Origin of the sequence: Rickettsia sp. MEAM1 (Bemisia tabaci) (assembly GCF_002285905.1) — a bacterium.
Classification (GTDB): Bacteria; Pseudomonadota; Alphaproteobacteria; order Rickettsiales; family Rickettsiaceae; genus Rickettsia.
The window spans coordinates 911,309-931,537 of the sequence record NZ_CP016305.1 but is presented as its reverse complement, the minus strand read 5'-3'; the positions used below and the strand labels follow the sequence as shown (position 1 = coordinate 931,537).

Below are 20,229 nucleotides of genomic sequence, written 5' to 3'. Positions count from 1 at the left end.
GGGATGACACATATGACACCAAAACATAACAATAAAATATATGCTGCAAAACTCAGAACTTTTACAAGAATATTTACCTATTGCTATATTTTTTGGTATTGCAACATTAGTATCTAGCTTAATAATGATTCTACCGAATTTATTAGCTACTAAAAAATATAATAAAGATAAATTAGAGCCTTACGAATGCGGATTTGAGCCTTTTGACGATGCGAGATCAAAATTTGATATAAGATTTTATTTAGTTGCTATTTTATTTATTATCTTCGACCTTGAAATCACATTTTTAGTTCCTTGGGCTATTAGCCTTGGAACAATAGGCAAAATAGGCTTTTTCTCAATGATGTTCTTCTTATTCGTACTTACTATAGGATTTGTATATGAATGGAAGAAAGGAGCTTTAGATTGGGAGTGAGAAAATACTGGATTTCATATTGGGGCTTAACTTTCGTCATTGCGAGGAGCGTAGCGACGTGGCAATCTCAGGAATATTATATTACTTCATGAGATTGCTTCGTCGAAACTTGCAGTTTCTTCTCGCAATGACGTTCTCGATTTACGCAACTATATTTAACTTTATGTAAGAATAAAAATGCATAATAATTTTTATCAAGAAGATGAATTGCTGAATAATGAGCTTTCAAATCGAGGGTTCTTATTAACCAAAGTCGATGATGTCATCGGCTGGGCGAGAAGCAATTCATTATGGCCTATGACTTTTGGGCTTGCTTGTTGTGCGGTTGAGATGATGCAGGCAGCGGCAAGTAGGTATGATATGGATCGCTTTGGTATGCTGTTTAGACCAAGCCCAAGACAATCCGATCTTATGATAGTTGCAGGAACGCTTACCAACAAAATGGCACCAGCATTACGCAAAGTATACGACCAGATGGCTGAACCTAAATGGGTGCTTTCAATGGGTAGCTGTGCTAATGGCGGTGGGTATTATCACTTCTCTTATTCAGTAGTACGAGGTTGTGACCGCATCGTACCGGTTGACGTGTATGTTCCTGGCTGCCCTCCTACGGCGGAAGCTTTAATTTACGGGCTTATGCAATTACAAAAGAAAATCAAACGCACTACAGGTTTTAAATATGACGCTCGAAAAAATCATTGAAAAGCTTGCCGCTAAATCAAGTATATTGATAAATCCCATCACGGTTAAGGATTACCTAGCGTATAAAGTTGAGCCGAATTTTTTAATACCTTTTTTAAAAGCTTTAAAAGAATCAGAAGAGCTACGTTTTACTGTACTAACCGACTTATTTGGTGCTGATTTTCTTACAAGATGTCATTCCCGCAAAAGCGGGAATCCAGAAAAGACAACCTTAATAAATAAGAGGTTCGAAGTAGTATATAATTTATTAAGCTTAAAACTAAATAAACGTCTTATCATTAAAACTTATGTGTCTGAAAAAGAAAGCGTACCATCTATAATCAATATATTTAATGCTGCTTGTTGGTATGAGCGTGAAGTTTACGATATGTTTGGTATAAATTTTGACGGCAACGATGATAAAAGGCGAATACTTACCGATTATGAGTTTGAGGGGCATCCTCTGCGTAAAGATTTCCCGTTAACAGGCTATACGCAAGTTAAATATGATGAACAGGCAAAAAAAGTAACTTATGAACCAATTAATTTAGATATAGAATATCGTGAGTTTGATTTTAGCTCACCTTGGCACAGCCCTACTTATGTATTACCAGGAGATGAGAAGGCAGACAATGTCATTCCTGCGAAAGCAGGAATCCAAAAATAGATTTATAATCAGAAATTATTTCTTTTATGAAATACCAAATACCAATTGTACAAGGTCAAATATTTGATATAACATTACATAGTAATTCAATACTTGTAATCAATGAAGAATTTTTTGAAACATTTAATAAGAATATAAGTTACATACGTTTACGCACTACTGAAAAATTTTTAAAGAATATAGTAATTGATCCTTTACGCCGTTCATTTATAGAATACACAGAAGATACTGATCCTAATTATAAATGGAAAATAGTTTATTTAGAAAGTTCTTCTTCGTGCGAATGTGCTGTTTTAATAAATAAACAAACTCCTAATTTATGTAAGAATATAATTTATCCTGATTTTTTCCACCTAATGACTATATAATAAATGGAAATTTAGAAATATTACTTTTAGGTTCTATTAATGTCCCCCTTCGGGGATCAAAAATCCCTCGCCTTTAGGCGAAGGGAAGATATAATGAAATTGCTTTAGCAATGAATTTATATCAAGAAATATGAGAAGTTATAGAAAGAATAGTCATAGTCAGTATGATTTAAAAGTGCATCTTATATGGATACCAAAATATAGGAAGAGAATATTGATAGGCAAAGTATCGGAAAGGACTAGAGATTTACTGAGGCAGATTTGTATGGAACATGAAGTACATATAATTTCAGGGAAAATATCATGTGATCACGTACATATGTTTATCTCATATAAGCCGCAAATATCTCTTAGCAAGTTAGTACAGTATTTAAAAGGCATTAGCTCAAGAATTTTATTGCAAGAATTTACTCATTTACGAAAACAATTTTGGGGCAATCATTTGTGGGCTAGGGGCTATATGGCAGTTAGTTCAGGTAATATAACTGATGAAATGATACAGCACTATATTGATGAACAGGAAGGTGAACCTGTGAATGATGATCGATTTCTAATCGATTCCACTTTATAACCCCTCAGCTTATAGCTGAGGGTTGTTTAGTTTAGAAGAAATATAAAATAATGTCATTGCGAGGAGGCGTTGCCCACGTGGATCGGAAAATGTGTACCATGTCATCCCCGCGTAGGCGGGGATCCAGCATAAAGCGAGATAAATCGAGCTTTTTATTAAAAAAACTTGTTGCTTTTATGTTTATTTTTCTGGATTCCCGACTTCGCGGGAAGGGGTTGTTGCGTGGATTGAAAAAGGTCCTCGGTGTCATACCGTGGCTTGATCAAGGTATCTAGAAAAACAACTTTTAGTACTAATAATTTTAGTGTTTTAAGCTGGATCCCGCGATCAAGTCGCGGGATGACAGGGGAAAAATTGATCCATGCAACAACGCCTCGCGGGAATGACATAATTAATCCACGCGGGCAATGCCTTGCGAGGAGGGACATAGTCCCGACACGGCAATCTAGGAAAAATTATGAAACAACTGGCTGTATATATTACTACTAACAAAGAATGAACGTAAATTGGAAAAATTTATATGATGAAATTATTTAACTGGATTGCCACGTCGCCTATGGCTCCTCGCAATGACAAATGATATGACTAATAACACCAAAAGCATAACGTTAAATCTTGGTCCGCAGCATCCAGCAACGCACGGCGTTTTAAGGCTAATTCTTGAAATGGATGGGGAAGTAGTAAATAATGCTGATCCTCACATTGGATTACTTCATCGTGGTACGGAAAAGCTGATTGAGCATAAAACATACTTGCAGGCTATTCCTTATTTTGATCGTCTTGATTATGTTTCACCAATGTGCCAAGAACATGCATTTGCTTTAGCTACCGAATCTTTATTGGAGTGCGAAATACCAAGAAGAGCTCAATTTATTAGAGTACTATTCTCAGAACTAACGAGAATCCTAAACCATACATTAAATATAGGCAGCCAAGCTTTAGATGTCGGCGCAACCACCCCTTTATTATGGCTATTTGAAGAGCGTGAGAAAATCATGGAGTTTTACGAACGTGTTTCCGGCTCTCGTATGCACTCAAACTATTTCAGACCAGGCGGAGTTGCTGAAGATTTACCAGACGGCTTACTTGAGGATATAGACAAATTTATTGATCAGTTCCCTCCTAAACTTCAAGATATTGAAAATCTATTAAATGAAAATAGGTTATGGAAGCAGCGTTTAGTTGATATCGGTGTTGTTTCTCAAAAAGAGGCGATGGACTGGGGGTTTTCAGGTCCGATGCTTAGAGGTTCGGGCATAGCTTGGGATTTGCGAAAATTAAACCCTTACGACGTGTATGGTGAAATGGATTTTGAAGTACCAACTGGTAAAAACGGCGATTGTTATGACCGATATTTAGTGCGTATGCTTGAGATGTACGAATCTATTAAGATAATCAAACAGTGTATAGAGAAAATGCCGCAAGGAGCAGTTAAAACCGATGATCCAAAATTAGCACCACCAACAAGGGCTAAAATGAAAGAATCTATGGAAGCGATGATCCACCACTTTAAGCTTTATACCGAGGGGTATGATGTTCCAGCTGGTGAAACTTATAAGGCAGTAGAAGCCCCAAAAGGTGAGTTTGGCGTGTATTTATACTCTACTGGTGGTAATAGACCTTATAGATGCCGAATCAAAGCCCCAGGATTTGCTCACTTGCAAGGACTTGATTTTATGTCCAAAGGTCATTTAATGGCAGATGTTATTACTATTATAGCAACGCTTGATATAGTATTTGGTGAGATCGATAGGTAAATTAATGTCTTATGTCATCCCGTGGACAAGCCACGGGATGACACCGATGTGCTTTCGCAGGAATGACATAGCTCCTTAGACACCGAGAACCTAATACAGGAATGACATAGAACATATGAATACAAAAATTACAAATTTTAGTTTTGATAAGAAAAATTTAAGTCTAGCGGAGGATATCATAAAAAAATATCCCACCGAGGGCAAAAGAAGTGCTATATTACCACTTCTTGATTTAGCTCAACGTCAAAATGGTGGCTGGTTGCCTGTTCCTGCTATTGAGTATGTGGCGAATATGCTAGAAATGCCGTATATGCGAGTTTATGAGGTGGCAACTTTTTACACTATGTTTAACCTTACGCCTGTCGGTAAGAATCATATCCAAGTGTGCACTACTACCCCTTGTTGGCTACGTGGTAGCGATGATATAATGAAAACTTGTAAGGAAAAACTTGGCATAAAAGATAAAGAAGTTACAAAAGATCAGAAATTTAGTTTAATTGAAATTGAATGTTTAGGAGCATGCGTTAACGCTCCCGTAGTGCAAATTAATGACGATTATTATGAAGATTTAACGCCGGAAAAGATGGAAGCAATTATAGATAAGTTACAAAATGACTAGTATATTATTATTGTTACTCAAATTCTACCAATACTTCATCTCCCCGATGCTAGGTAATAATTGCTGCTTTTACCCTACTTGTTCAGAGTATGCTAAAGATGCTATAATCTCGCACGGCAATATAAAAGGATTATGGCTTGCTGTTAAAAGAATAATCAAATGCCAGCCACTTTGTGATGGCGGATATGATCCTGTGCCAAATAAATCAGAATGAATAGTAAACTAATCCCTCTTAGTCGGAAATTTTTCGCAAGAGATACTAATATAGTAAGTCAGGAGCTGCTGGGTAAGGTTTTATATTTTCAAGGCAAAACAGCTATTATTACTGAGACTGAAAGCTATATAGGTCAGGACGATCTGGCTTGTCATGCTGCAAGAGGTCGTACAAAAAGAACTGATATAATGTTTGGTCCGGCTGGTTTTAGCTATGTTTATCTGATTTACGGCATGTATTATTGTCTAAACTTCGTAACCGAAACTGACGGCTTTCCTGCTGCTACTTTAATTAGAGGAGCATATATTATTTCTACTAATGATTTATATACTGCAGATACTTCAAAAGTTGGAAGTCAAATAAGTGGTGAGCCTGCGGAGCGTATATTAATACGTGAGCACAGGCGAATCCCGAAATTTGACGTACCAAATCTTGAAGTATCAAAGGTAGATGGACCAGGCAAGTTATGTAGATATCTAGGAATTAACATCTCTCATAATAAAATTGACCTAATCAATAACAACGAATTTTTTGTCAGTGACATTAACCTAAAGCTCCCCTATTCTACCACTACACGCATCGGTATCACTAAAGGCGTAGATAAGCTATGGCGTTACGTTGTCACCAATCCTATTGATTTAACAAAAATATTATTTTAACTAAAAGCAGAAATTTGGAAGAAAATTATTGGAGCGGGTGAAGGGATTCGAACCCTCGACTTCGACCTTGGCAAGGTAGCGCTCTACCCCTGAGCTACACCCGCTTAAATATAGAATAATTAGCTGTGGGCATTTTAATATTTGAATTTAAGGGGATAAAATTCATTATTAATATTAAAACACCCTTGTGCTTTTTATTTAAGCGACTTTGAATATAAGAAATAATGGAATAAATTGCAACAGTTAAATTAGAAAATTATTAATATATTGCATTTATTTTTAAAACGATTTTTTCAGTTCATAAATCAACTCAAGAGCTTCTTTAGGCGAGAGTTTATCGGGATCTATGGTTTTAAATTTTTCTTCAAGTTTAGAATTCTGCATCTGTTTAGGAGGCTCAAGAGCAAATAAATTCAAATTATTTGACTCTGTCGATAAAATATTCTTTCCTTTACCTGCTGCATTTTTTTCAAATTTGAGCAGAATCTGCTCGGCTCTATTAATAACACTTGCAGGAAGCCCTGCTAAGGCTGCAACATGAATGCCATATGATCTATCAGCTGCACCTGCTATAATATTATGTAAAAATAAAATATCTTTGCCTGATTCCTCAATAGCAATAGTGTAATTTTGCATAGCTGGCAGAAAATTATCCATAATAGTTAGCTCATGATAGTGAGTTGCAAATAAGCAGCGACATTTCAATTTATCATGGATATATTCAAGCACCGACCAAGCAATAGATACGCCATCATAAGTAGAAGTTCCACGCCCTACCTCATCTAGTATAATCAACGAGTTTTTAGTAGATTGTGCAAGGATCGCCGATGTCTCTAGCATCTCTGCCATAAAAGTCGATTGTCCTTTAATCAGGTCGTCAGCTGCCCCGATTCTGCTAAATATCTTATCCACCATCTCTATTCTAGCACTTTTAGCAGGCACGAATGAACCTATTTGAGCAATGATTGCGATAATGGCGTTTTGACGCAGAAAAGTACTTTTACCTGCCATATTAGGACCAGTAATTAGCCAAATACGCTCTGCTTCCGATAAATGACAATCATTATGCACAAAGCTTTTTCTCTCTTTATTCAAAGCTTCTTCGACTACCGGATGACGCCCTTTAACGATATCAAAGCTTAAATCATCGGTAAACTCCGGTCTGACATAATCATTTTCACTTGCAATATAAGCAAAGTTACAAAATACATCAATGCCGCTTAAAGAACTGGCAAGAATCCGTAAATAATCGGATTGCTTCGTTACCCGCTTGCATATATCTTCGTATAACTCTTTTTCCAAACTTACTACTAAGGTTTTAGCATTAACTAGATCGCTTTCTAGTTTTTGTAACTCAGCCGTAGTATAACGCACGCTATTAACAGTCGTTTGACGATGAATAAATTTAGGATCATTAATCTTATTAGCATTTTTAGCGGTAATATCGATAAACAGCCCTATCACATTATTATGAGATATTTTTAAACTATCTATCCCTGTTTCTCTTTTATACTGATCTTTTAGTTTCTCAATATGTAATTTGCCGTTATTAATCAGATCATGCAACTGTAATACTTTCGGATGGTATGAGTGTTTTATAACACCACCATCATTTAAATTATTTGGGGCATCTTCGCATATGCTTTCTTCTATTAAATTATATAGCTCATCATTTCTTATTAAGGGTTTAACAATTTTTTCAATAAAACTTGGTAGCTCAAAACCATAATTATCAAAGAATATTTCTTTTATAGAGTTAGCTATCTCTAGCGTATATTTAATACTAAGCAAATCACGCCCCGAACCTCTATTCATAGTAATACGGGTTAAACAACACTCTATATCGCTGGTTTTCTTAAGTAGCTCACGGACTTTTGCAGTTATATCTAGATTAGAATGGAAAAACTCCGTTATATTTAAACGCTGATTTATTTTATGAGTATCAGTTAACGGACTTGATAAGAAGTTATATAACAACCGCCCACCTTGTTTAGTAACAGTGTGGTTAAGGGTGCTAAGCAAGCTTCCTTTATTCCCTCCGCATGAATTTGTAACAATCTCAAGATTACGTCTTGTTGAAAAATCAATTGTCATGTAGCTATGAAAATCGATAATCTTTGGCTTTGGTAAATTGGGGATATTCTCTTTTTGCGTTAGGGTAAGATATTCCAAAATACTACCTATCGCACAAATTTGACTGCTAGATATTTCCCCTACCCCTTTAATATCTTGCATTTTATAAAAATCTAGAATAATTTTTTCACACTTATTAGCAGCAAAAAAGCTATCGACTTGGTAAGTGATGCGGAAATTTAGTTGCTTGGAAATATTACTAGCAAGGTCGGACGATCTTAAATGCTCGCTAAGCAGAATTTCACGAGGCTTAAGGCGGGCAAGTTCATTAAGAATTTCAAGCTCAGGAACATTAACCACAAAAATCGTGGAAGTAGAAAGATCAGCATAACAAAGTGCTGCCGTATCTTTGTTTTTCGGCACAACAAGACTTGCTAGATAATTCGGCTCAGCAGTGGTAATTAGGTTTTCCTCAATCACTGTGCCAGGTGTTATAATACGGGTAACATTTCTATTAACTACTGCCTTATAACCGCCTCTATTCTTTGCTTCTTCTGGAGTTTCGAGTTGATCGCAAATAGCGACCTTATAATTTTCTTCGATTAATTTAGTTAGGTAATTCTCAAGAGCATGGTAAGGTACGCCGCACATCGGGACTGCTTCATCACCATTCTTACCCCTCTTAGTTAGAGCAATACCGAGTACGCCGCTAGCAAGCACGGCATCTTCATAAAACATTTCATAAAAATCACCCATTCTAAAAAGCAATAAGCAATCTAGGTGAGCAAATTTAATATCCAAATATTGCTGCATCATTTTAGTAGCAGCATCATAACCATATTTATGCTTAAACTCTTGAAAATCCATACCAAGTAAAATTATTTATATACTGGCTTATGACTATATAAGAATGTGCTAATGAATTAAATATATATTTTTTATTATCAGATTTTTAGATAATCATTGCCGTATTTTTCAACATATTCTTTATATTTACCTTTAAAATCGATAATATTTCTTTTATGAGAAAGAGCGATAATTCTAGTTGCTAAACTTGCGAAATCACGATCGTGAGTAACTAATATTACTGTACCCTCAAAATCAACCAAGGCTTTTTTAAGTGCTTCTCGTGATTCTAAATCAAGATGGTTTGTTGGCTCATCAAGGACCAAAATATTGCTTTTCTCTAGTATCATTTTAGCAAGTAATAATCTTGCCCCCTCTCCACCACTTAAATTTAGAATATTCTTATTTACTTCATCACTACGAAATAATACCTGCCCCAATATATTTCTTATAGTGTTCTCTGTTTCTTTTTCAGCATAATTTTTAAGCCAGTCAAGAATGCTAATATTTTCATTAAGTAATTCATGATGATCTTGAGTAAAATAAGATATTTGTGCTTCATATCCCCATTCATAACTACCTTGATCAGCTTCTATTTTATTCATCAAAATTTTTAATAAAGTAGATTTGCCGATACCATTTGCACCAATAATGATAATTTTCTCGCCTCGTGATATGCTAAAACCCACTTTATTTAATATTTGTTTATCTTCAAAGCTCTTAGTTATCTAATCAATTTTTAATACTAACTTCCCTGAAGGTCTTAGCTGCAAAAATCTAAATAACGGACTAATTCGTGAAGTTTTTTGCAAATCCGGCACTTGTATCTTTTCTAACTGCTTTTCTCGTGAGCTACTTTGCCTTGCTCTTGTACCTGCTCTAAATTTATCCACCCAAGCTTGCATATTTTCTATTTTTTTCTCTAAAAAATTTCGCTCACTTAGTTTTTGTTCAGCTATTATTGCTTTTTCTTGTACAAAATTATCATAATTACCCGTATATGATTTTATTTCTCCATAATCTATATTAAAATATCCGTTGCAACGTTATTTAAAAAAGCTAAATCATGGGAAATAAAAATTAATATTCCTTTAAAAGAATTTTTTAAATAATTCTCAAGCCAATAAATTGAAACAATATCCAAATGATTTGTCGGCTCATCTAATAATAAAATATCAGGATTATTAAACAGACTTTGAGCAAGTAAAACCCGCAATTTATAACCCCCCGAGGCACCGTCAAGTTAAGGGAGGTATAAATTAAGTATTGAGCAATTACAGGGAATGATTTATAGAATAGCAGTAACAATTTATCCTAGATTTTACCGCTATGCATATTACTCAAGCCCCGAATAGACATCGTTTTCCAGCAAGCATTATTAGCCATACAGTATGGTTATATCATCGCTTTAATAATAGTTACCGAGATGTTCAAGAGCAGATGGCTTATCGAGGTATTATATTAAGTCATGAGACTGTAAGGTTTTGGTGTTATAAGTTTGTAGTTTATTTTCAAGATGTTATTAGTAAGAGAGAGCGAAAGCCAACTGATAAATGGCATTTGGATGAGATGAATATCAAAATCAAAGGTGAAGTATTCATATTATGGAGAGCTGTTGACTCTGAGGGACATGAATTAGAAGTATTACTGCAGAAGCGTCGTAACAAGAAATCAGCTATTCGCTTTTTATCAAGATTATTGGGTAATTATCCATGTCCAAGGGTTATTGTGACTGATAAGCTAAAAAGCTACATTAAACCAGTTAGGTATATGTGTCCTAGGACTAAGCATCGTACCGATAAAAGACTAAATAATCGGATTGAGAATGCCCATCAGCCAACTAGGAGAAAAGAGAAGATACTGATTAAATTTAAGCATCCTAATTCAGCACAATGTACATTATCACTGATGGGAAAAGTCAGAAATATATTTGCTGTAAATGTTGGAAGATATACTAAAACAGCATCTGAGCAAAGAATTGCATTTGCGTCCGCTAAATCCATTTGGGATGAAGCTACTCAAAGACTTCTTGCTGTCTGAAATCTAAAAATATAGTACTTTGTGACACTAATTTACTTAACTTGACGGTGCCATTTTTAGAGCTAAAAGCTCGATTTTTCTTGCTTTATGCTGGATTCCCGCCTACGCGGGAATGACACCGAGGGCATTTTTCGAGTCATGTAATAACGCCGCAACTGTAAGGAACGTGGCAATCACATTAAGATAAACTTCTGAGATGCTTCGTCGCTTTGCTCCTCGCAATGACAATTTAGTAACAATTACTCAAATCTTGGAAATACTATAACCGGTTCTAGAATATTGCTAGCTGGTGTTAAAGCAAACTCAAGCGATAAATGCTTAAATAAACGCTCTTCTGTCTTCACCCCTAGCTGATCAAGCATTTTACTGGCAGAACTTGGCATAAAAGCCTGAAGTATTACGGCGATATAACGCAAAGTTTCTAGCAGAGCATATAATACCTCTAGCATTTTCTCAGGGTCTGTTTTTTTCAAATTCCAAGGAGCTTCGCTATCAATATAAATATTTGCTTCTTCGGCTAAATTAATAATATTATCAAGAATCTTATTAATCTCGGTTTTTTCCATTAGCAGAATATTCTGTTTAGCAGAATTAATTGCTGTTTTTAAAAGTGGTAATTCATATATTTTATTAATTGCATCTTGCGTGATTGCCGGCACTTTACCATCATTATTTTTATAAACAAAAGAAGTAGTACGTTGCAATAAATTACCGATCTTATTAGATAATTCGCTATTAATACGGGTAATTAGATTGCTGCGGGCAAAGTTACCATCCGCTCCAAATGTTATCTCACGCATTAAAAAATATCTAACCTGATCAACACCAAACTCCTCTATCAGCTTAATCGGATCAATAGTATTACCAAGTGATTTAGAAATTTTCTGCCCCTCATTAGTCCACCAGCCATGTGCCATAATTGTCTTAGGCAGCGGAATTTCAGCAGCCATTAAGAAAGCTGGCCAATAAACGGCATGGAAACGTAGAATATCTTTACCGACTACCTGTAAATTGGCTGGCCAAAACTTGCCGTAATTGCTATTTTGATCAGGATAGCCAAGGGCTGAGATGTAATTAGCAAGTGCATCAAACCACACATAAATCACGTGCTTATTATCGTTTGGGACTTTAATACCCCAGTTAAAAGTGGTGCGTGATACGGACAAATCCTTTAGACCTGATTTAACAAAGCTGATTACTTCGTTACGTCTTGATATAGGTCTGATAAAATCAGAGTTTGCTTCATAAAACTCAAGCAATTTATCTTGCCATTTTGAGAGATTAAAGAAATAGCTAGGCTCTTTAACCCATTCCACAGTTGCACCGGTTGGGGCTAATTTGTCCGCTGTTAGTTCTGATTCATCATAAAAAGCTTCATCACGAACGGCATACCACCCCTCATAAAACCCCTCATAGATAGAACCATTATCTAGTAATTTCTGCCAAAATATAGCTACTGCTTCTTTATGCCTTTCTTCCGTTGTTCTTATAAAATCATCATTTGAAATATGCATGGCAGTCATAAGATGACGAAAACTTTGAGATGTCTGATCAGTAAATTTTTGCGGATCAATATTTTTATCAATAGCAGCTTTTTCTACTTTTTGCCCATGTTCATCAGTGCCGGTTAAAAACATAACTTCACGACCGTTAAGACGCATAAAACGAGCGATTACATCACTTGCAACGCTGGTATAAGCATGCCCAATATGTGGGACATCATTAACATAATATATGGGAGTGGTAATATAGTAGGTATTAGTCATATCAAATTTAAGTGTTTTTTTATTAATTCGTGTACTTGCGTAGGATTAAGATCAGAAGCCTTAATTGTTACTATTCTCTCAGGAAATTTTTTGCTTAATTCCTTAAAGCAATCATAAATTTTATTGTAAAAATCTAGACCTCTTACGTCAAATTTATTGCTCATATTTCGTGAATTTACCCGCTCAATGGCAATAGAAGATTCTACATCAATAAAAAAGGTAATGTCCGGCATAAGAGGCGGCATTAAGTCTTTGTGCAGATTATATACGAGTTCTATACCGTTTTCTAGCTCTAATCCTTGATAGCAGGCTGTTGAGTCGATAAATCGGTCGCATATTACTATTTTCCCTGCCTGTAAAGCCGGTATAATTTTTTTTACCATATGGTCATAACGTGCTGCCATAGCTTGCAGTAGTTCAGACATCGGCAGTAGATCGGTGTGTACTAGAATCTCACGCATCTTTTCTGCTACGCTAGTTCCACCAACTTCACGGGTTAGAATTACGGGAATATTTTGGGATTTTAGATATTCATATAACATTTGACATTGGGTAGATTTGCCAATTCCTTCCCCTCCCTCAAAAGTGATAAATGTTCCTTGTTTTAATTTGCTCATTAATTGCAATTATTTTTACTATAACTTTCTAATAATATCTTTTAAAAAAATATTTACAAGGATTGTATATCGCTAATAAATGAAAAGTGGATAGAGTAGTTTATACGTCGAGTATATGCTTTTTTCAAGGTAGAAAAATTACACCCCTAAAGTTTTTTTGCCTTTAGCTTGCTCTTGCTCTACAGATTGAGTATGAGATTTGGCACGAGGGATTGCCAGATCAACTATATGTTCATAGCGTGCTCCGTTTTCAAGTAAAACACGACCACATTTATTCACTAAAGTTATATCATCTTTAGTAAATTTATTGAGAATAGTCTCTGTAATATCATAAAGAAATTTCCAAGATAATTCTATTCGTTCTTGTAAGGTGAGTTTTTTATTATCCTGATTTTTGTTATTAAGAGCAAAAGTTTCCTCAGAATTATTTTCTCCAGAAGCCGTAATATTTTTTTTACGTGATGCTGTTTTATATATTAAGTATATTACTAATACTACTAAACATCCTATAGCAATTAAAATATGAGTATTAAGCACTTTTTGACCTGCCTTGTGTTTGATTTAAGTTTTGTGATTTGGAAAGCACTGTAATTATTGCCTTACCTACTTTAACTAACTCTTCTACCTCAGGAGCTAATTTAGCTATTGTTAAAATCGGCTTAGGTATTAGATTAGTTGTTATTATCCCGCTTATAACGCTTTCTAATTTTTGTCCCCCTGGTATTACTCCTGCTATTTTTTTCACATCACTTGCAATTTTGGTAGCTGCTTCTGCTGCTTTAAATAAAGAAGTTATTTTATCAACAAAAGTAGTTTCAGGGTTTGCTGCTTTTAATAATTCTGTTTTTGTACTATTTAATCTATCACTAATAGTATTTTTGATGGAATGCAATTTTTCATCTTTTATCTCTTCAGGAAGTGCTTTTTCTACATCACTTTTTATTTTTGATATTTTTTCTTCTACCTCTTTAGTAGTTTGCGGTATAGCTTTGTTAGCTTCTATCACGTAATCTAACGATGATTCATTATTAGGATTTTTTGCTACTTTAATTACTTTCTCAATAGATTCTTTTGATATTTCTGAAACTTTTGAAATTTCAATAATTTTCTTAACAGGATCTTTGGATATTTCTGAAATTTCGGCAACTTGTTCAGCTTTTTTATAAACATCCTTAAGGTTTTTATTATCACTTATTTCTTGTTGCATCTTTTTAATATCGCTATGCCATTTTGTTATTTTTGGCAATAGTTTTTCGTGATCGATGAGATTATTGACTTTTTCAAGTATACCGCTTGCTTTTATAAATGTTGAAAGAATAGGTAGTTGAGTTGCAATTACAGTAATTAATATATTTTCTAATGATGTTATAATTTTCTTAGAAGCACCAGGATAAACTTCATCTAATTCTTTTTGAAATTTTAGAACTTGTTCTAAAACACTTAAACATTTTTCTACGATAATTCCGTCAAATAGAAATATCTTTTGTCTTTAACTGATCTTGATACGTTTTATCTAAAGCTTTTGATAATTCACTAAGAGATGTTTTTACTGTTTTGTTAAAAAGTTTTTCTATCTTCTCTAAATCTAAATTTTTAGTTTGTGCTAATTCTTTCAAGGAGCTTTTTAAAATACTAAGAATATTAGCTTCTAAATCTTTTATATTAGTTTTTAAAGAACCAGGAAAACTATTTAGTCTTTTTAAAAGGTTTAATAACTCTGTTTCTTGTTCTTTACTTAAACCAACAAACTGAGAAAAATCTATTAGAGTTTTAGGCATATATGTTATTTATTATCAATTGTTAATTAATTGTAACGCTTTGTGTAGAAAAATGAAATATAAAATAGTTATCATTGCCCTTAGAATTAATTTTTGTTATATTACGTGCTAACATTGTTACATAGTATTATATTATCTAACTTAAAAATAGCTATATTCTTGAAAGATTAAACTAATCTTACTACCATATTACCAACTCATTTAAAAAATTTATGCGTAAGTTAACTATATTTATTTTCTCATTATTACTAACTTCTCCCGTTATTGCAATAGATTTGCAAGAAGCTTTAACAGAAGGGTATAAAAATAACAATGATCTGAAAACTGCAAGAGTTAAATTTTTAAATTCTATTGAGCAGTTTCCTCAAGCTTTTTCAGGTTTTATGCCTAGTGCATCGTTGAGTATTAACAGAAATAATAGTAAAACCAAATATACTAATAAAAGATATGCTCAATTAGATGGTAACCCGCCAGAAATAGACAATAATCAAGGAGCATTAACAATTCAACAATCTTTATTTAATGGTGGTTCAGATGTTGCTGCTCTTAGATCTGCACAAGCAACTTTTAGAGCATCACGTGGTCAATATTATTCTAGTGAGCAAAAAGTATTATTAGACTTAATCGGTGCTTATCTTGATTATTTTGAAAGTAAAGAGAAATATGATATTTCAGAAAGTAGAGTTCGTACTAATATCCAACAAGTAAACACTGTAGAAGAAAAATTAAGGCTTGGTGAAGCAACTGAGATAGATATAGCAACTGCAAGAGCAGGGCTTGCAGCAGCAGAAACGAATAAGCTAACCGCTTATGCTGATTTCCAAGCAAAAAAAGCAAACTTTATTAGAGTGTTTGGTATAGAACCTACTGACATAGCTATGCCTATTTTACCTCAAGGATTGCCAAATTCATTAGATGAGCTAACAAAAAGAGCTGTTAATCTAAATCCTGAGATTGATTCAGCAAGACATAGCGTAACTTCAGCAAAGGCACAAGAGTTAGTAGAAAAGGGAAGATTATTACCGCAAGTAAGTGTGCAATTACAATCTGGTAAAACTAATTACAACCCACAAAATTTAAATACTCAACAAATAAATACTAGAAGTGTTACTACTACGTTATCTGTTAATGTTCCTATTTATCCAAATGGAGGAGCTCAATATTCAAAAATTAGATCAGCTAAAAATCAAACACGAAATAGTGCGATACAGCTTGATGGTGCAATAAGACAAGTGCAGGCTTATGTTATAAGTATATGGGAAGGGTTTGAAGCAGCAAAATCTCGTATTATTGCAGCAGATCAAGGAGTAGCGGCAGCTCAGATATCTTATGATGGTACAGTACAAGAGGAAATAGTAGGTTCTAAAACAATGTTAGATGTTTTAAGTGCTGAAGAAAAGCTCTATGATGCAAAAATAACACGTGTTGATGCTTATAAAGCTTCTATACTTACTGCATATCAAATGAAATCATTAACTGGTGAGTTAACTGCTCAAAGTTTAAAGCTTAAGGTAAAATACTTCAGTCCTGAAGAGGAATTTAAGACTATTAAAAAGAAAATGTTTATAGGTTTCTAAGTGAGTAAGGAAAGCAAGAAAAGCCAAGATATGTCGATAGAAGACATTCTAAAATCTGTTAAAGGAGTAATTAACGAGCGTAAAAATTTAAGCAGTGAGGACGAAGATATACTTGAGTTAACAGAAATAATAGACCAAGATGAAAAGGAGCTAATATCAACTAAATCTGCTGAAAAAGTAAATGATATTTTAAAAGATTTCACCTCAACTATTAAAGATAAGAATTTAGATAATAATGTTTCATCTAAAAATGCTCTTGAAGAATTAGTAATCGAAATGCTAAAGCCGGAACTTAAAACATGGCTTGATAAAAACCTACCTTCGCTTGTAAAAGAATTAGTAGAGAGTGAAATAAAAAAATTAGTACAAAATAGTAGGAAGTAGAGGATGTTAGGTTAAGCGTCATTGCGAGGAGGCTTTGTTGTGTTGATCATTATCCCCTGTCATCCCGTGATTTATTCACGGGATCCAGCTAAAAAATACTAATAAAATTAGTATTTTTTATTATTTTCTGGATATCGTGGTCAAGCAACTAGATGACTACCTTAGGGCATTTTCCGATCCTCGCAATGACCGAAAAATTGAGCCACGCAGCTAAAGTTCCTACAAGATGATAAACTCAAATAACTATTTAATAGGGAAATATATGTTAAATAAATTATGCAGAATATTATTTTTTATAAGTCTATCCCTAGTCACGTTGCAAAGCTATGCTGCTGCACCGCCGCCATTACCTATGCCATCACAAAATTCTGATATAAAAAGCAAAGATGAGCAACCTACTTCTGACTCTGGATCATCTATGTCCATTTTCGATAGGATTAAACAGTTTTTTCATAAATCGCCAAAAAAAGCTCCATTGCCTAACCCGCAAGCACAACAAGATAAGCCAAGTGATAAATTAGTTTCACAAGAATCTAACAAAAACGAAGTACAATTGCCTAGTGCAAATAATCAAACTCATCAAACTAATGCAAATTTAGCTTCACATAATGATACGAATAATGAGAAAGAAGCATCTGAGCCTTTTATAGACATGGGTAATGCAACATTACCTAGTGCAAGCAATCAGACTCATCAAACTAATGCAAATTTAGCTTCACATAATGATACGAATAATGAGAAAGAAGCATCTGAGCCTTTTATAGATATGGGTAGTGCAACACTGCCTAGTGCAAGCAATCAGACTTATCAAACTAATACGAATTTAGCTTCTCATGATGATACAAAAGATGTGGCATCTTCTAGTGAGAAAGAAGCAAATAGTACGCCTTTGCCTAATACTGCAAATAATGAAGAAGCACAGCCGGAACTTAAAGTAGCTGGATCTCTTATATCTAATCCACCTCTTCGTCCAGGTAGCTATGTAGTACCGCCTGCACCACGTACACAAGTATATCAACCTATTGCTCTGCCACCTACGCATCAATATATAAAGCTTACTCCTCCACCAGAGGCGAATGAACAGCAAGATAATGTAACTGCACCACTCCCTCCTCAAGTGGTAGCACCTGCACCAACAGTAATGCCAGCTACTCCTGTTCCTGTAGTTAATCAGCCTACAGCAAGTGACGTAGTAACACCGCCAGTAACGACTCCTGCACCTGTACCGGCAACACCATCTACGCCTAATATGCCTGTACCTACAGTTAATCAACCGACAGCACCAACTGCACCTAGTAATACGCCTATACCGGCGGTACAGCCTGTAGTTCCGCCTGCAACAATGCCAAATACAACCGATTCTTCAGCCAAAACTGATAATTCGAAAGAAACATTTACCGCCGATGTAAATTTGCCGAAAAAACAAGATTGGAATACTCCATTAAAGCCTGTTGAAGTGTTATCTGCAAATCAGAATCAAGGTTCTAATAATACTAATGCTGCTAACAATTCAGCTCCAGCTAATCAAAAACAGGTACAACCACAAAATACAAGCACTCCAGTAAGTTCTTCAAATGTAGTTGTTAAGAAGCAAGATAATATCGTTAATACAGAACTAACGGAATCAGCAACGAAATTTGCTAAAGATGAAAGCCAAATGTTGTTATTGCCTAATGATGATATTGTACTTGGTAAGTTAACCGAGCAGGCTACATTAGATCAGATGGATATATATTCATATATTAAGCTATTCCAGAAAAAAGAAGAATGGATAGCAAATGCTGATAGAAGAAAAGCTGTAGAAAGCTTGGTTAAATATGACAACGACCTAAATAAGAAAAAAGATATTACCGCTACTTTATCTTATTGTAGTGCAATAGATAATTCTTTTAAAGCAATCGACAGAAATAACCTCTCAAAATTACGTGTTTTACTTGATGTTTACCCTATTTACAAGAAAAAAAGGCACCGTCAAGTTAAGGGAGGTATAAATTAAGTATTGAGCAATTACAGGGAATGATTTATAGAATAGCAGTAACAATTTATCCTAGATTTTACCGCTATGCATATTACTCAAGCCCCGAATAGACATCGTTTTCCAGCAAGCATTATTAGCCATACAGTATGGTTATATCATCGCTTTAATAATAGTTACCGAGATGTTCAAGAGCAGATGGCTTATCGAGGTATTATATTAAGTCATGAGACTGTAAGGTTTTGGTGTTATAAGTTTGTAGTTTATTTTCAAGATGTTATTAGTAAGAGAGAGCGAAAGCCAACTGATAAATGGCATTTGGATGAGATGAATATCAAGATCAAAGGTGAAGTATTCATATTATGGAGAGCTGTTGACTCTGAGGGACATGAATTAGAAGTATTACTGCAGAAGCGTCGTAACAAGAAATCAGCTATTCGCTTTTTATCAAGATTATTGGGTAATTATCCATGTCCAAGGGTTATTGTGACTGATAAGCTAAAAAGCTACATTAAACCAGTTAGGTATATGTGTCCTAGGACTAAGCATCGTACCGATAAAAGACTAAATAATCGGATTGAGAATGCCCATCAGCCAACTAGGAGAAAAGAGAAGATACTGATTAAATTTAAGCATCCTAATTCAGCACAATGTACATTATCACTGATGGGAAAAGTCAGAAATATATTTGCTGTAAATGTTGGAAGATATACTAAAACAGCATCTGAGCAAAGAATTGCATTTGCGTCCGCTAAATCCATTTGGGATGAAGCTACTCAAAGACTTCTTGCTGTCTGAAATCTAAAAATATAGTACTTTGTGACACTAATTTACTTAACTTGACGGTGCCGCTCTACCCGCTAAGGATTGTGAGATGCTTTCAAGCAATAAAAAATTCTATGAACCTGTTAAAATAAACTGTCCAGCAATTTGATCATTATCTACTTTCGTTTGTATATATGAAAATAAATTAGGGCAGTATTGTACTTCATCAATGATTGCACCTTGACTATAAGTAGATAAAAAACCTCTAGGATCATTTTGGGCAAACTCTCTTATATCTATATCCTCAAGTGAGACATAGGGTTTATCTGAAAAAATCATTTTTACTAAAGTAGTTTTACCAGATTGGCGTGGACCTGTAACAGTAACCATCGGATAATACTTTGCCGAATATTTTATATAATCGGTTATATCACGATCAAACATAATATAAATTTGC

The 20,229-nt window shown here is 34.6% G+C and carries 23 protein-coding genes, 1 tRNA gene and 1 pseudogene; 14 read left to right on the top strand and 11 right to left on the bottom strand.

Annotated features, from left to right (window positions below; all coding sequences use genetic code 11):
- Positions 1-40 precede the first annotated feature (40 nt).
- The 9 genes from BA173_RS04940 (at position 41) to BA173_RS04895 (ending at position 5,951) form a co-directional block, all read left to right on the top strand.
- On the top strand, positions 41-415 hold the full coding sequence (locus BA173_RS04940) for an NADH-quinone oxidoreductase subunit A (protein WP_011477088.1): 375 nt from the start codon (positions 41-43) through the stop codon (positions 413-415).
- Positions 416-592: 177 nt separating this feature from the next.
- On the top strand, positions 593-1,117 hold the full coding sequence (locus BA173_RS04935) for a NuoB/complex I 20 kDa subunit family protein (RefSeq protein ID WP_012152061.1): 525 nt from the start codon (positions 593-595) through the stop codon (positions 1,115-1,117).
- Complete coding sequence (locus tag BA173_RS04930) at positions 1,095-1,763, top strand: NADH-quinone oxidoreductase subunit C (RefSeq protein ID WP_068041975.1); 669 nt, start codon at positions 1,095-1,097, stop codon at positions 1,761-1,763. Before BA173_RS04935 ends, BA173_RS04930 begins: the two co-directional genes overlap by 23 nt.
- Before the next feature lie 26 nt (positions 1,764-1,789).
- Entirely contained in the window at positions 1,790-2,131 is a 342-nt protein-coding gene (locus BA173_RS04925; RefSeq protein ID WP_068041972.1) for a hypothetical protein, read from the top strand.
- A 130-nt stretch (positions 2,132-2,261) separates the two neighbouring features.
- Positions 2,262-2,702, top strand: a complete 441-nt coding sequence (gene tnpA / locus BA173_RS04920) for an IS200/IS605 family transposase (RefSeq protein WP_095568239.1) — start codon at positions 2,262-2,264, stop codon at positions 2,700-2,702.
- A gap of 581 nt (positions 2,703-3,283) precedes the next feature.
- Complete coding sequence (gene nuoD, locus BA173_RS04910) at positions 3,284-4,459, top strand: NADH dehydrogenase (quinone) subunit D (protein ID WP_068041784.1); 1,176 nt, start codon at positions 3,284-3,286, stop codon at positions 4,457-4,459.
- A gap of 115 nt (positions 4,460-4,574) precedes the next feature.
- A complete protein-coding gene (gene nuoE, locus BA173_RS04905) occupies positions 4,575-5,078 on the top strand; it encodes an NADH-quinone oxidoreductase subunit NuoE (RefSeq protein ID WP_068041776.1) in 504 nt (167 codons plus the stop codon).
- Complete coding sequence (yidD, locus tag BA173_RS04900; protein WP_068041779.1) at positions 5,071-5,292, top strand: membrane protein insertion efficiency factor YidD; 222 nt, start codon at positions 5,071-5,073, stop codon at positions 5,290-5,292. The genes nuoE and yidD overlap by 8 nt, the downstream gene beginning before the upstream one ends.
- Positions 5,289-5,951: a DNA-3-methyladenine glycosylase gene (locus BA173_RS04895; protein WP_016947854.1), complete on the top strand. Its 663-nt coding sequence runs from the start codon at positions 5,289-5,291 to the stop codon at positions 5,949-5,951. The genes yidD and BA173_RS04895 overlap by 4 nt, the downstream gene beginning before the upstream one ends.
- Before the next feature lie 29 nt (positions 5,952-5,980).
- Here BA173_RS04895 and BA173_RS04890 read toward each other — a convergent pair.
- The 6 genes from BA173_RS04890 to BA173_RS07895 all read right to left on the bottom strand — a co-directional run bounded on the left by BA173_RS04890 (position 5,981) and on the right by BA173_RS07895 (position 10,178).
- Positions 5,981-6,055 (bottom strand) — tRNA-Gly (locus tag BA173_RS04890).
- Between the two features lie 175 nt (positions 6,056-6,230).
- Complete coding sequence (gene mutS / locus BA173_RS04885; protein ID WP_068041781.1) at positions 6,231-8,891, bottom strand: DNA mismatch repair protein MutS; 2,661 nt, start codon at positions 8,889-8,891, stop codon at positions 6,231-6,233.
- A 77-nt stretch (positions 8,892-8,968) separates the two neighbouring features.
- A complete protein-coding gene (locus BA173_RS08555; RefSeq protein WP_020372508.1) occupies positions 8,969-9,559 on the bottom strand; it encodes an ATP-binding cassette domain-containing protein in 591 nt (196 codons plus the stop codon).
- A 39-nt stretch (positions 9,560-9,598) separates the two neighbouring features.
- Positions 9,599-9,880 carry a hypothetical protein gene (locus BA173_RS08550; RefSeq protein ID WP_232505994.1) on the bottom strand — a complete coding sequence of 94 codons (282 nt, stop codon included), beginning with the start codon at positions 9,878-9,880 and terminating at the stop codon, positions 9,599-9,601.
- An 11-nt stretch (positions 9,881-9,891) separates the two neighbouring features.
- Positions 9,892-10,086 carry a hypothetical protein gene (locus BA173_RS08545; protein WP_020372510.1) on the bottom strand — a complete coding sequence of 65 codons (195 nt, stop codon included), beginning with the start codon at positions 10,084-10,086 and terminating at the stop codon, positions 9,892-9,894.
- Positions 10,032-10,178, bottom strand: a complete 147-nt coding sequence (locus tag BA173_RS07895; RefSeq protein WP_157738083.1) for a hypothetical protein — start codon at positions 10,176-10,178, stop codon at positions 10,032-10,034. The genes BA173_RS08545 and BA173_RS07895 overlap by 55 nt, the downstream gene beginning before the upstream one ends.
- 21 nt (positions 10,179-10,199) lie before the next feature.
- Here BA173_RS07895 and BA173_RS04875 point away from each other — a divergent pair, with 21 nt between their 5' ends.
- Positions 10,200-10,910 (top strand): IS6 family transposase, encoded by a 711-nt coding sequence (locus BA173_RS04875; RefSeq protein ID WP_095568243.1) that lies wholly within the window; start codon positions 10,200-10,202, stop codon positions 10,908-10,910.
- Between the two features lie 239 nt (positions 10,911-11,149).
- Here BA173_RS04875 and metG read toward each other — a convergent pair whose 3' ends face one another.
- The 4 genes and pseudogenes from metG to BA173_RS08540 all read right to left on the bottom strand — a co-directional run bounded on the left by metG (position 11,150) and on the right by BA173_RS08540 (position 15,071).
- Positions 11,150-12,676 carry a methionine--tRNA ligase gene (metG, locus tag BA173_RS04870; RefSeq protein WP_016947673.1) on the bottom strand — a complete coding sequence of 509 codons (1,527 nt, stop codon included), beginning with the start codon at positions 12,674-12,676 and terminating at the stop codon, positions 11,150-11,152.
- Positions 12,673-13,293, bottom strand: coding sequence for a dTMP kinase (tmk, locus tag BA173_RS04865; protein ID WP_016947674.1), 621 nt, complete (start codon positions 13,291-13,293; stop codon positions 12,673-12,675). Before tmk ends, metG begins: the two co-directional genes overlap by 4 nt.
- Before the next feature lie 138 nt (positions 13,294-13,431).
- The gene (locus BA173_RS04860) at positions 13,432-13,830 is read right to left on the bottom strand and encodes a DUF2660 domain-containing protein (protein ID WP_016947675.1); all 399 of its coding nucleotides are present in this window, start codon (positions 13,828-13,830) and stop codon (positions 13,432-13,434) included.
- Positions 13,823-15,071 (bottom strand): annotated as a pseudogene (locus BA173_RS08540) (hypothetical protein). The gene BA173_RS04860 and the pseudogene BA173_RS08540 overlap by 8 nt, the downstream one beginning before the upstream one ends.
- A gap of 212 nt (positions 15,072-15,283) precedes the next feature.
- Between BA173_RS08540 and BA173_RS04850 the strand changes: the two are divergent.
- The 4 genes from BA173_RS04850 (at position 15,284) to BA173_RS04835 (ending at position 19,805) form a co-directional block, all read left to right on the top strand.
- Positions 15,284-16,648, top strand: a complete 1,365-nt coding sequence (locus tag BA173_RS04850; protein WP_016947737.1) for a TolC family outer membrane protein — start codon at positions 15,284-15,286, stop codon at positions 16,646-16,648.
- On the top strand, positions 16,649-17,032 hold the full coding sequence (locus BA173_RS04845) for a DUF2497 domain-containing protein (protein ID WP_016947736.1): 384 nt from the start codon (positions 16,649-16,651) through the stop codon (positions 17,030-17,032).
- 262 nt (positions 17,033-17,294) lie between these two features.
- Positions 17,295-19,028, top strand: coding sequence for a hypothetical protein (locus BA173_RS04840; RefSeq protein ID WP_232505909.1), 1,734 nt, complete (start codon positions 17,295-17,297; stop codon positions 19,026-19,028).
- A gap of 66 nt (positions 19,029-19,094) precedes the next feature.
- Positions 19,095-19,805: an IS6 family transposase gene (locus BA173_RS04835; protein ID WP_095568243.1), complete on the top strand. Its 711-nt coding sequence runs from the start codon at positions 19,095-19,097 to the stop codon at positions 19,803-19,805.
- A 99-nt stretch (positions 19,806-19,904) separates the two neighbouring features.
- Here the strand turns inward: BA173_RS04835 and BA173_RS04830 are convergent, their stop codons facing one another.
- The gene (locus BA173_RS04830) at positions 19,905-20,216 is read right to left on the bottom strand and encodes an AAA family ATPase (RefSeq protein WP_016947935.1); all 312 of its coding nucleotides are present in this window, start codon (positions 20,214-20,216) and stop codon (positions 19,905-19,907) included.
- Between the last annotated feature and the right edge of the window lie 13 nt (positions 20,217-20,229).